Raw genomic sequence first — 13256 nt, 5'->3', positions numbered from 1 at the left:
AAACGTTATTACATACACCTTATTATATATAAGGCAAAAACAGAAGCTATAAATATATATTTGAGGATGAATAGTGTCATCATATCTTTATCTTTTTGAGATTCTTCTCCAACTCTTCCTTCACTTCGTCGATGGAGATGTCGAGAAGCTGCATTTGTCGGGCGAGTTCCGGGAGTCTTTCTTTCATAAACTCCTTTTTGCGGGTTTTCTTAATCTGCTTCTTGGCTCCTGCGGAAACAAAGTAGCCCAGACCTCGCTTATTGTAGATGATCTCGTCGGTGGCAAGCAGGTCGTATGCCTTCACGGTTGTGTTGGCATTTACCTCCAGCAGCACGGCGTATTCCCTGACGCTCGGTATTCGTTCGTCTTCCTTGTACTTGCCCGCCAGGATTTCATCGCTCAATCGCTCGGCTATCTGTACGTATATTGCTTTATCGTTACTGAAATTCATAATCTTCAAATTTTAATTCTTAGATGTTGAGCTTTCGCATGTATGCTCCACACGCCCTGAAAGGGCAGAAGCTCCTAGCCCAGGGCATCGCCCTGGGTTTTAAAGGACGCTAGCCTGTCGCCCTGTAAGGGCAAAAGCTTCAAAGCCCCCGGCAATTTACAAAGCTTTTGCCCTTACAGGGCGCTTTGCAATAATTACTATTATACCCAGGGCGATGCCCTGGGCTAGGGGCTTTTGGGCCTTCAGCCCGTTCTTGAACCACATGCGAAAGTACTGTTAGATGTTTATCCACTTGTTGCAGATTACCTGCATGCGGGTGAAGAGCTTGTAGGATGCCCAGAGGCTGAAGGCTGCCAAAGCAAGGAAAACGACCGACCAGAAGATGGCGATGCAGAGAGAAGTGCCCGGATTATCATGGTTAAGATGGGTGTAGAAATCGAAAGCTCCCCAATCTTCGAGCTTGCTGCCGCAATAACCTACAATCATGTAAATGATAATACCTGATACGGCTGTCAGGATGATAGGCTGTTTGCGGAAGAAGGTGCCGCCTAGCAGAGTGAAGGAGTAAATCATGATGAGAAAGCTCCATCCAACCAGAGCTGCTTCTATTTTACATTGCCCCGCTAAGATACAGATAGGATTGTCACCGGTATTGGTTGCGGCTTCGTATATTTGTCTTAGAGAACTTCCGATGATGCTTGCATGGTAACCGGGAGTCATGAAGAAGCTCAATACAAACTGCACGAAGTCGGCTATAAGTGTTGCAATCAGCATCACGAGAATACTGCCTACACTCATCATCAGGAAACGAGCTGCATATTTCTCCAGATTGTTGGCTGGCAACATCAGAAAGTTCTCTCGTTGCAGCTTGGTCTTCGTATTGCTAAAGATGTTGCAGGCAGATACAAAGAAAAACGCTATTAAAATAGTGGCAAGGAATCCTGTCATGCTATCTTCGTAGTAATTACCCAAATCTCCTCCTACAATGTAATGGCTATGAGGGAAGGTATAAAGCATGGAAATGGAAAGCATGATGATGCCGATAGCCAATCCTGCGATACTGCAGAAATAGCTTTTCCTGTTGGTAAGCAAATCCCAACGTAGCACCATTCCGAATCTATGTAAATCAAAAGTCTTGTTCATAATCGTCGTTATTTAAAATGATTTTATATTTTTCCTAATTTTCCGCCTATCACTGCATTGAAGAGCAATTCCAGGTTCATCTGTGTTTCCTGCTCACCCTCCTGTCGCTTGCAGATGGCGGCATTGCCCTGCAGGGTTGGCTCGGCGTAGAGCACGGTGTCGTCCATTTCCTGTGGGTTGCGATATTCGAAGGTGTATTTCTCGCAGATATCCGAAACCGATGCATCGAGCAGGAGCTGGCTCTGGTTCATGATGATGATGTGGTCGAGCAACGACTCTACATCGTGCACCTGATGGGTAGAGATGATGAGGGTGCGGTCTTCCGTCATGTTGTTGGCGATGACCTTACGGAACTGGCTCTTCGATGGGATGTCGAGACCATTGGTTGGCTCGTCCATCAGAAGAAAGCGGGTACCCGTGGCGAGTGCGAAACTCATGAATACCTTCTTCTTCTGTCCCATCGAGAGTTCGTTCAACTTGAGAGAGAGTGGTAAATCAAAATCTTTGAGGCAACGATCCAGCACTTCCTGCGAGAAGTTAGGATAGAACTCCTGGTTCATCTTCACGTAGGTGGCAAGGGAAACGTTGGGCAGTTCAAACTCCTCGGGCACCATGAAGATGTCCTTCAGCATCTCGGCTTTGCGATCTTGTGCCGAAATGCCATCCACGAGAACGGTACCTTGTTGCTGGCGGAGCAATCCGCTGATGAGGTAGAGCAGGGTGCTCTTGCCTGTACCGTTCTTACCAAGCAAGCCATAAATGTTGTTCTCCTTGAGTTCCAAAGAGAAATCTCTAAATACAAGGTGCTTGCTACCTGGGTATCTGAAATCAATGTCTTTAATCTGTATCATAATCGTTAATGTTTGAGTGTACTACTTCAATAGAACACTGCAAAGGTATACTTTTCTGCAATAAGTTCCAAACTTTTGGGTAATTATTTTCATACTTTAACGTAATGTTAACATTATCACCTTATTATAAAAAGCAAAGGCATCGAAAAGCCTTCACTTTTCGATGCCTTTATGCTTGCTTAAATGTATTTCATCAGAATATCCCAAACGGCGATGATGTGGCAGATGCTACCTGCCAAAACAAAGAAATGGAACACGGAATGCATGTATTTCTTCTTGTTGATGCTGTAGAACACGGCTCCCGTGATGTAGCACACGCCCTCGGCGATGATCCAAGCCACCGTGGTGGTAGATACGGAATCTATCAGTGGCTTGAAAGCCACGAGCACCGACAGTCCCATGCCCACAAAGCAGGTGGTCTCCAGGTTGCTGTGGTCCTTGAGCCGGGTAAAACTCATGATGGTTCCGGCGATGGCGCACGCCCAGATAAAGATGAAGAGGCTCCAGCCCCAGTAGCCTTGGTCGCGCAGCGCAATCAGGGTGATAGGGGAGTAGGAACCCGCAATGTGCCAGTAGATGGCGGCGTGGTCCCACTTTCGCAGTCGCTCCTTCCATTTGCTCCAGGCTGAGATGGCGTGATAAACCGTGGATGCGATGTACGACATCAGCATACCGAATAAGTAGAGGATGATTCCTGCCGTGGCCCATCCGTTGTGCATGGTAAAGCACCAATACAGGAAGATGGCCCCCACGACAACGCCCATCAGGATGCCTCCTGCGTGCGACCAGGAGTTCCAGAGTTCCTCTTTATGACTGAAATGTATTTTGAGTTTCATATACTTTTCTTTTAAAATTTCTGCAAAGATACGAAATGTTTTCGGCATTTTATCCCCTTTTCCGATACTTTTAGAGGTCTTAGAGTGAAAAAAACTTAAAAAATGATAGAAAATGATACGGCGTATCGGATAAAGTGTTACTTTTGCACTCAACAATTTAAACGTAGTAAACCAAAATGCAACAATTGGTAAACTGAGCGGCGTGATGTCGCATCTACTAAACAAAGATTTTCAAATACATCATATTAATCATTGTTGAATCACATTCATCATTTTGATACGATATCTCGTATTCTAATCTTTATACCCTAAGTAATAGTACAAATTGAATTCTTATAATACAAACCTGGAATAGAACAAAAGAAAGAATGAGTAAACAATAATATAAATATTTTAAACCAGAAACAAATGAAACAAAATTTACTTAAGACAATGCTCGTAATGGCTGGCATCGTTGCTGGCTCTATGGGGGGGGTGGGCAGACACAGTAGTGCTCAATCCAACGCAGACAACTGTGATTCATGGAAATGATAAGAATGATAATACATTGGAATCCAAGGTGTATTATGATGTAAATGCGACAACATGGTCTTGCTCGTTTGCAAAAATTAGTGGTGGTGCTTTTACTAATGCAGTAAAAGACTGGGGTGGTACACCCGTTGTTTTAACAAAGTTCGATGCTTCTTCAAATTTGAAAGGAAAGAATTTGAAGAGTGCAACTTTGACCTTTACTTCACAGTGTACAGTTGTAGGCAAGAACTCTAATGTACAAGTAGCAGAGGTAGGTACGGGATGGGATGCAACAACTGCTACATGGGCTACAGTTAATACCAAAGAGATTTTGCATCCTGTATGTCTGAATGGTGCTGGAGTAAATGTTAATACAACTGCTAAAAAGGTTACGCTTGATGTGACAACTGCTCTTTTGGACAATTCTGACAATGCAATTGGTTTCGCTTTTTATACAGCTTCAGGCCGTGAGCAGGCAATATCTGGAATAACATTAACTGTTGAGACTGCTGAAGAGAAACTTAAGATTATATCTTATGATGTCAATTTAGTGGATGAGAATAATAAGGTTCTAAAGAAAGTATTCTCTAATGATAAATTGGTCGCAGAAACCAAGGTTGATTATGCATATCCTAAGTATTTGACTGACGAAAATGGTAAGGTAACTTATGTTTGTGATGCAAATACTTTTAGCGATTCTGTTTCTCCTGTAGAATCTGGAACTACAGAAATAAAGTATTCAGCATACAAGGGTACTGCTTATTTTGTTGAGGCAGAGAATGCTATAAATAAAGCAAAGATGGAAAGTGCCAACTATTCTTCTGGTGCAGCAATGAGAGGTTTCAATACAAATATGAATTTGTTTACAATTCCAGAAACTGGAGTTTATCGTTTGTCTTATGCCGTTTGCAATTACAATGTGCGTAAAGATTGTCAGTTTATAGTTTCTGTTGATGATAAAGAAATTGCAACTAAAGATGTTAATTGGTCTGTAAATAAGATTGCAAGTACTACAATAACAGAAGATGCAATGGCGTTTGATAAGAATGCTGTTATCAAGGCAAAAGGTTCTAATGGTAATCTTATCTTAGATTATATCCTCTTGGAGAAAGTTACTAGCGAAGACGTTGCAGTATCAGCCGTGAAGTTCGCAACTTACGTTCCAACCTGCAATGTTGTAGCTCCAGCTGATGTGAAGGTTTATACAGCAAGGGTAAATGAGGCTAAGAGTGCAGTTGTATTGACAGAAGTTCCTGCTAGTTCTGTAATCGCAAAGGGTACTCCTGTATTGGTAGGTGCTGAGGCTGGTTCTTATAACTTCGCTGCATCTACAGGAGAGGCAACAGTTGTTGATGGTAATGATTTGAAGGCTGCTACTGCTGATACAAAGGGTGATGGTGCTACTATCTATGCTTTGGTAGAGCAGAATGGTGAGGCTGTATTCGCTCCTTTGAAGAAAGGCGTTCCTGTAAGTTTGGGTCACGCTTATCTCGAGTTGCCAGCAGCTAGCGCTACAAGATTCTACTCAATCCAGTTTGGTGGCGAGACAACAGGCATCAACGAGGTGAATGCAGCTGCTAAGGCAGATGGCGCTTATTACACACTCCAGGGTGTGAAGACAAGCAAGGCTGCTAAGGGCATTTACATCCACAACGGTAAGAAAGTGGTTATCAAGTAATGATTCATTAATAAATTAATAATAAGTATTTATAATAATATCAATAAATAGAAACAAAATGAAAAAGTATATTCAGCCAGAAATTAATGTAATGGAGATGGAGTTGGATTCTCAGCTTTGCCAGTCTTCACTTGAAATTACCCAGGAACCAGTAGATAAGACTCCTCTCGCACCATCACGTCCTCGCTTCAGCATCTGGGAATCTGAGGACGACGTAGAGGAGTAATCAGAAATGATAGATTATCATCTATGAATAAGGGTGTGGTGAAAGCCACACCTCCCAAACACCCCGAATCAAGATTTCTTCTTGGTTCGGGGTTATTTGATTGACAGGAAAAATCTTGATAGATAAAATACCCCAAAATCAGCATTAAGCATGGGAAAATTTTCCCTTAAGGAAACTTCAAGTTTCAGTTAAGGAGACGTAGATTTTCCCTTAAGGAAACAAACGGTTTCACTTAAAAAAGCATTTGAAACACTTTTGGCGTGTTTTTGAGGCCATTTCTTAGCCCTTATCAGTAGCCTTGATAGTGGTGTGTGTTCGTGCACACCTCATGCTATATAATATAATAAGGTGTAATGCAGAAAATAAAGCTTTGAAATGTTTCTGAATGTTAAAATCGAAAGAAAAATGAAAGTTTTTCCTCAAAACATTTGGCAGTTTCGGAAATACTTAGTACTTTTGCACTCGCTTTTGAGAAATACGCTTTCTCTAAGCAACTAAAGAAAGAGTTCTTTGAAAGATTTTACATAAACAGACAAGTAGTACAAGAAGCGGTTAACTTCTTAGAAATAAGAAAGTTGACTGGGTAAAAGAAACGAACCGTCAAGCAATTGACAAGTCAGGTTTACTAAGCTTCAATAAACGAAAAGGATATTCGTCCTAAGTACAGACAACAAACACCGAGTTACTTCTTCGGAAGTGACGACGTAAAAATGATATTTTACAATGGAGAGTTTGATCCTGGCTCAGGATGAACGCTAGCTACAGGCTTAACACATGCAAGTCGAGGGGAAACGATAGAGAAAGCTTGCTTTCTCTAGGCGTCGACCGGCGCACGGGTGAGTAACGCGTATCCAACCTGCCCATCACTTGGGGATAACCTTGCGAAAGTAAGACTAATACCCAATGATATCTCTAGAAGACATCTGAAAGAGATTAAAGATTTATCGGTGATGGATGGGGATGCGTCTGATTAGCTTGTTGGCGGGGTAACGGCCCACCAAGGCGACGATCAGTAGGGGTTCTGAGAGGAAGGTCCCCCACATTGGAACTGAGACACGGTCCAAACTCCTACGGGAGGCAGCAGTGAGGAATATTGGTCAATGGACGAGAGTCTGAACCAGCCAAGTAGCGTGCAGGATGACGGCCCTATGGGTTGTAAACTGCTTTTGTAAGGGAATAAAGTGAGTCTCGTGAGACTTTTTGCATGTACCTTATGAATAAGGACCGGCTAATTCCGTGCCAGCAGCCGCGGTAATACGGAAGGTCCGGGCGTTATCCGGATTTATTGGGTTTAAAGGGAGCGTAGGCCGGAGATTAAGCGTGTTGTGAAATGTAGACGCTCAACGTCTGCACTGCAGCGCGAACTGGTTTCCTTGAGTACGCACAAAGTGGGCGGAATTCGTGGTGTAGCGGTGAAATGCTTAGATATCACGAAGAACTCCGATTGCGAAGGCAGCTCACTGGAGCGCAACTGACGCTGAAGCTCGAAAGTGCGGGTATCGAACAGGATTAGATACCCTGGTAGTCCGCACGGTAAACGATGGATGCCCGCTGTTGGTCTGAATAGGTCAGCGGCCAAGCGAAAGCATTAAGCATCCCACCTGGGGAGTACGCCGGCAACGGTGAAACTCAAAGGAATTGACGGGGGCCCGCACAAGCGGAGGAACATGTGGTTTAATTCGATGATACGCGAGGAACCTTACCCGGGCTTGAATTGCAGAGGAAGGATTTGGAGACAATGACGCCCTTCGGGGTCTCTGTGAAGGTGCTGCATGGTTGTCGTCAGCTCGTGCCGTGAGGTGTCGGCTTAAGTGCCATAACGAGCGCAACCCCTCTCCTTAGTTGCCATCAGGTCACGCTGGGCACTCTGGGGACACTGCCACCGTAAGGTGTGAGGAAGGTGGGGATGACGTCAAATCAGCACGGCCCTTACGTCCGGGGCTACACACGTGTTACAATGGCAGGTACAGAGAGATGGTGTTCTGCAAAGCGCATCTAATCCTTAAAGCCTGTCTCAGTTCGGACTGGGGTCTGCAACCCGACCCCACGAAGCTGGATTCGCTAGTAATCGCGCATCAGCCATGGCGCGGTGAATACGTTCCCGGGCCTTGTACACACCGCCCGTCAAGCCATGAAAGCCGGGGGCGCCTAAAGTCCGTGACCGTAAGGAGCGGCCTAGGGCGAAACTGGTAATTGGGGCTAAGTCGTAACAAGGTAGCCGTACCGGAAGGTGCGGCTGGAACACCTCCTTTCTGGAGAGACGAATATGTTTAGTGATTAGTGATTAATTATTATTGATTATCTCTTCACTTATATTTATTGAGATAGTGACTGATTAAAGTTCGCTTCTCTTCTTGTACGCACCATCTGTTTAATTAAATACAGGAGACTGAGAGAATTAATAATTAATAACTAATAATTAATAGTTTGGCTCAAGCAAAATGGTTCAACTCCACAATCTCCACCATGCCTTTTAAGGCAAGAAGATCTTTGACATATTGACACAAGCAAAACTGTAAGTAATGAACTTTAGTTCAGACTAAAGTGAATCAAATCGCAAGATGAGATTTCACAAGTTAGAATACAGCTGAAAGTATGAGCTACTTATTCGTTATTCGGAAACGAGTAACAAGAATACAGTCGTAAAGAAAGTAAGAAAGGGCGTATGGCGGATGCCTAGGCTCACGGAGGCGATGAAGGACGTGATAAGCTGCGATAAGCTTCGGGTAGGTGCAAATAACCTTTGATCCGGAGATTTCCGAATGGGACAACCTAGCCGTCTGAAGGACGGTTACTAGCACTCATGTGTTAGAGCTAACGCAGGGAACTGAAACATCTTAGTACCTGCAGGAAGAGAAAATAAATAATGATTCCCCTAGTAGTGGCGAGCGAACGGGGAACAGCCCAAACCAGTGGCGTCGCAAGGCGTGGCTGGGGTTGTAGGACCGCGACATTGTATTGAAATGGTGAGTGGAAGTATCTGGAAAGTTACATCACAGAAGGTGATAATCCTGTACACGAAGCCAAATCAAGCATAGCGGTATCCTGAGTAACGCGGGACACGAGGAATCCTGCGCGAATCTGCCGGGACCATCCGGTAAGGCTAAATACTCCCGTGAGACCGATAGCGAACGAGTACTGTGAAGGAAAGGTGAAAAGAACCCCGAGCAGGGGAGTGAAATAGTTCCTGAAACCATGCGCCTACAAGCGGTCGGAGCATCTTACGATGTGACGGCGTGCCTTTTGCATAATGATCCTACGAGTTACCGTCACTGGCGAGGTTGAGTGTCACGAGACACGTAGCCGCAGTGAAAGCGAGCCTGAAGAGGGCGCACAGTCAGTGGGGGTAGACGCGAAACCAAGTGATCTACACTTGGCCAGGATGAAGTCCCGGTAACACGGGATGGAGGTCCGCACCAATAAGCGTTGAAAAGCTTCTGGATGAGCCGAGTGTAGGAGTGAAAGGCCAATCAAACTTGGAGATAGCTCGTACTCCCCGAAAGGCATTTAGGTGCCGCGTCGGATGGTCACCGTGAGAGGTAGAGCGACCGATAGGACAAGAGGGCTTCACCGCCTATCGAGTCCTGACGAACTCCGAATGCTCACGGTTTGCAGTCCGGCAGTAAGGGGGCGGGTGCTAAGGTCCGTCCCCGAGAGGAGAAGAATCCAGACCGCCGTCTAAGGTCCCGGAGTTCTGCCTGAGTTAGTCTAACGAAGTCTGGTCCCTATGACAGCTAGGATGTTGGCTTGGAAGCAGCCATTCATTCAAAGAGTGCGTAACAGCTCACTAGTCGAGGGTCCGGGCATGGATAATAATCGGGTATAAGGCAGACACCGAAGGCGCGGGATAGCAATCATAAAAGTATCGGTAGGGGAGCATACTCACAGCGTCGAATGGTGTACGTAAGTTATCCTGGAGCGGTGAGTAAAGCAAATGTAGGAATAAGTAACGATAAGGAGGGTTAGATTCCCTCCCGCTGTAAGACCAAGGTTTCCCGGGCAATGCCAATCAGCCCGGGGTCAGTCGGGTCCTAAGTCTAAGCCGAACGGCGATGGCGATGGCAGAGACGGTTAATATTCCGTCACTGCCGCATGGGGCGACGTGGAGACGGAGCAGTGAAACTGCCGCGGGGCGACGGAAGTCCCCGTTGAAGAGTGTAGGTGTTGAGGATGGCAGGCAAATCCACCATCCGAGCTGAACTTGATAGTATGGAGTCTTCTTCGGAAGAATCCAATAGTGTGGGTAATCATACTCCCGAGAAAATCCGCTAAGCTTAACCCATGCGGCACCCGTACCGCAAACGGACACACGTGGTCGGGTAGAACATACTAAGGCGTTGAGAGATTCATGGTTAAGGAACTAGGCAAATTGACCCTGTAACTTCGGGATAAAGGGTCCTCGTGAATAGCGAGGCGCAGAGAATAGGTCCAGGCAACTGTTTAACAAAAACACAGGGCTGTGCAAACTCGAAAGATGACGTATACAGCCTGACACCTGCCCGGTGCCGGAAGGTTAAGAGGAGATGTCACACTTATGTGGAAGCATTGAATTGAAGCCCCGGTAAACGGCGGCCGTAACTATAACGGTCCTAAGGTAGCGAAATTCCTTGTCGGGTAAGTTCCGACCTGCACGAATGGTGTAATGATCCGGACGCTGTCTCAACCATGAGCTCAGTGAAATTGTAGTATCGGTGAAGATGCCGATTACCCGCGATGGGACGAAAAGACCCCGTGAACCTTTACTACAGCTTAGCATTGACCTTGGTCATCCGATGTGTAGGATAGGCCGGAGGCTTTGAAGCGGGAGCGCCAGCTTTCGTGGAGCCATCCTTGAAATACGGCCCTTTGGCTGTCTGAGGTCTAACGCGTGATACGCGGACACTGCTTGGTGGGTAGTTTGACTGGGGTGGTCGCCTCCAAAAGCGTAACGGAGGCTTCCAAAGGTGCCCTCGGGTCGATTGGTAACCGACCTCAAAGAGTGCAATGGCATAAGGGCGCTTGACTGGGAGGCAGACATGCCGAGCAGGCAGGAAACTGGGGCATAGTGATCCGGCGGATGTGTATGGAAACTCCGTCGCTCAAAGGATAAAAGGTACTCCGGGGATAACAGGCTGATCCCCCCCAAGAGCTCATATCGACGGGGTGGTTTGGCACCTCGATGTCGGCTCGTCACATCCTGGGGCTGGAGAAGGTCCCAAGGGTTGGGCTGTTCGCCCATTAAAGTGGCACGCGAGCTGGGTTCAGAACGTCGTGAGACAGTTCGGTCTCTATCTATCGTGGGCGTGGGAGTTTTGAGTGGTGCCGTCACTAGTACGAGAGGACCGTGATGGACAGACCTCCGGTTTACCAGTTGTGCCGCCAGGCGCACCGCTGGGTATCTGAGTCTGGATTGGATAAGCGCTGAAAGCATCTAAGTGCGAAGCCAGCCGCAAGATGAGAGCTCCATTGAGGGTCGTCAAAGACGATGACGTTGATAGGATGCAGGTGTAAAGACAGCGATGTCAAAGCCGAGCATTACTAATTGCCCGAACACTTTCTTTTGAAAGTTCATAGTTTCAACTGTATTTTCAGTTCATTATGTTGTTTTGCTTGTGTGCAAATACGTCATACCCCATTATCAGGTGGTTATTGCGGTGAGGTCCCACCTCTTCCCATTCCGAACAGAGAAGTTAAGCTCACTTGCGCCGATGGTACTGCAATGCAATGCGGGAGAGTAGGTAGCCGCCTTCTTTTATCAGGAAGCCTCGATTACGAAAGTAGTCGGGGCTTTTTTTTGTCACGCAGATTTCGCAGATGACGCAGATTTTTTCTTTGCAGCTTTTCCTTTCTTCCCACAGATTTCACAGATGTGCACAGATTTTAGACCTGCTCGGTCTGGGATGACGCAGATTCTTTGCTGCTCATAAAAAATTGGAAAAACACTTAGTTGAGGCAAAAATAACCCATTTTAGGCCTTTAAATGTTAAAATACGGTTAAAATCTAAAGTTTTTTGTGGAAATGTTTGGTGGGTTCGAATTTTTGTTGTACTTTTGCACTCGCTTTTGAGAAATCGCTTCTCTTAGCAAACATAAAGAAAGAGTTCTTTGAAAGATTTTACATAAACAGACAAGTAGTACAAGAAGCGGTTAACTTCTTAGAAATAAGAAAGTTGACTGGGTAAAAGAAACGAACCGTCAAGAAATTGACAAGTCAGGTTTACTAAGCTTCAATAAACGAAAAGGATATTCGTCCTAAGTACAGACAACAAACACCGATTGCTTCAGCAATGAGGCAAGAAGTAAAAATGATATTTTACAATGGAGAGTTTGATCCTGGCTCAGGATGAACGCTAGCTACAGGCTTAACACATGCAAGTCGAGGGGAAACGATAGAGAAAGCTTGCTTTTTCTAGGCGTCGACCGGCGCACGGGTGAGTAACGCGTATCCAACCTGCCCATCACTTGGGGATAACCTTGCGAAAGTAAGACTAATACCCAATGACGTCTCTAGAAGACATCTGAAAGAGATTAAAGATTTATCGGTGATGGATGGGGATGCGTCTGATTAGCTTGTTGGCGGGGTAACGGCCCACCAAGGCGACGATCAGTAGGGGTTCTGAGAGGAAGGTCCCCCACATTGGAACTGAGACACGGTCCAAACTCCTACGGGAGGCAGCAGTGAGGAATATTGGTCAATGGACGAGAGTCTGAACCAGCCAAGTAGCGTGCAGGATGACGGCCCTATGGGTTGTAAACTGCTTTTATAAGGGAATAAAGTGAGTCTCGTGAGACTTTTTGCATGTACCTTATGAATAAGGACCGGCTAATTCCGTGCCAGCAGCCGCGGTAATACGGAAGGTCCGGGCGTTATCCGGATTTATTGGGTTTAAAGGGAGCGTAGGCCGGAGATTAAGCGTGTTGTGAAATGTAGACGCTCAACGTCTGCACTGCAGCGCGAACTGGTTTCCTTGAGTACGCACAAAGTGGGCGGAATTCGTGGTGTAGCGGTGAAATGCTTAGATATCACGAAGAACTCCGATTGCGAAGGCAGCTCACTGGAGCGCAACTGACGCTGAAGCTCGAAAGTGCGGGTATCGAACAGGATTAGATACCCTGGTAGTCCGCACGGTAAACGATGGATGCCCGCTGTTGGTCTGAATAGGTCAGCGGCCAAGCGAAAGCATTAAGCATCCCACCTGGGGAGTACGCCGGCAACGGTGAAACTCAAAGGAATTGACGGGGGCCCGCACAAGCGGAGGAACATGTGGTTTAATTCGATGATACGCGAGGAACCTTACCCGGGCTTGAATTGCAGAGGAAGGATTTGGAGACAATGACGCCCTTCGGGGCCTCTGTGAAGGTGCTGCATGGTTGTCGTCAGCTCGTGCCGTGAGGTGTCGGCTTAAGTGCCATAACGAGCGCAACCCCTCTCCTTAGTTGCCATCAGGTCACGCTGGGCACTCTGGGGACACTGCCACCGTAAGGTGTGAGGAAGGTGGGGATGACGTCAAATCAGCACGGCCCTTACGTCCGGGGCTACACACGTGTTACAATGGCAGGTACAGAGAGATGGTGTTCTGCA

Annotated in this window: 6 protein-coding genes and 4 rRNA genes (1 of these 10 running past the window's edge); 6 read left to right on the top strand and 4 right to left on the bottom strand. The window is 46.3% G+C overall.

Annotated features, from left to right (window positions below; translation table 11 throughout):
* Nucleotides 1-79 precede the first annotated feature (79 nt).
* The 4 genes from V8Z93_RS02350 to trhA all read right to left on the bottom strand — a co-directional run bounded on the left by V8Z93_RS02350 (nucleotide 80) and on the right by trhA (nucleotide 3281).
* The gene (locus V8Z93_RS02350; protein WP_006848205.1) at nucleotides 80-451 is read right to left on the bottom strand and encodes a GntR family transcriptional regulator; all 372 of its coding nucleotides are present in this window, start codon (nucleotides 449-451) and stop codon (nucleotides 80-82) included.
* A 276-nt stretch (nucleotides 452-727) separates the two neighbouring features.
* Complete coding sequence (locus tag V8Z93_RS02345; protein WP_439432282.1) at nucleotides 728-1594, bottom strand: hypothetical protein; 867 nt, start codon at nucleotides 1592-1594, stop codon at nucleotides 728-730.
* 23 nt (nucleotides 1595-1617) lie between these two features.
* Nucleotides 1618-2445, bottom strand: coding sequence for an ABC transporter ATP-binding protein (locus tag V8Z93_RS02340; RefSeq protein WP_439432281.1), 828 nt, complete (start codon nucleotides 2443-2445; stop codon nucleotides 1618-1620).
* Nucleotides 2446-2624: 179 nt separating this feature from the next.
* Nucleotides 2625-3281, bottom strand: coding sequence for a PAQR family membrane homeostasis protein TrhA (gene trhA / locus V8Z93_RS02335; RefSeq protein WP_439432280.1), 657 nt, complete (start codon nucleotides 3279-3281; stop codon nucleotides 2625-2627).
* A 490-nt stretch (nucleotides 3282-3771) separates the two neighbouring features.
* On the opposite strand from trhA, the gene V8Z93_RS02330 reads away from it, so the two are divergent.
* The 6 genes from V8Z93_RS02330 to V8Z93_RS02305 form a co-directional block, all read left to right on the top strand.
* Nucleotides 3772-5469 (top strand): hypothetical protein, encoded by a 1698-nt coding sequence (locus V8Z93_RS02330; protein WP_439432279.1) that lies wholly within the window; start codon nucleotides 3772-3774, stop codon nucleotides 5467-5469.
* 58 nt (nucleotides 5470-5527) lie between these two features.
* On the top strand, nucleotides 5528-5695 hold the full coding sequence (locus V8Z93_RS02325; RefSeq protein WP_439432278.1) for a hypothetical protein: 168 nt from the start codon (nucleotides 5528-5530) through the stop codon (nucleotides 5693-5695).
* Nucleotides 5696-6415: 720 nt separating this feature from the next.
* Nucleotides 6416-7947 (top strand): 16S ribosomal RNA (locus tag V8Z93_RS02320).
* A gap of 393 nt (nucleotides 7948-8340) precedes the next feature.
* Nucleotides 8341-11236: ribosomal RNA gene (locus V8Z93_RS02315) — 23S ribosomal RNA — on the top strand.
* Between the two features lie 76 nt (nucleotides 11237-11312).
* Nucleotides 11313-11425 (top strand): 5S ribosomal RNA (gene rrf / locus V8Z93_RS02310).
* A gap of 564 nt (nucleotides 11426-11989) precedes the next feature.
* Nucleotides 11990-13256 (top strand): 16S ribosomal RNA (locus tag V8Z93_RS02305); it runs 265 nt beyond the window's last position.
* Together the 16S, 23S and 5S rRNA genes form the textbook arrangement of a ribosomal RNA operon.

Origin of the sequence: Segatella copri (assembly GCF_051861805.1) — a bacterium.
GTDB classification, from domain to species: domain Bacteria; phylum Bacteroidota; class Bacteroidia; order Bacteroidales; family Bacteroidaceae; genus Prevotella; species Prevotella copri_M.
This window is presented reverse-complemented; position numbering and strand designations above follow the sequence as displayed.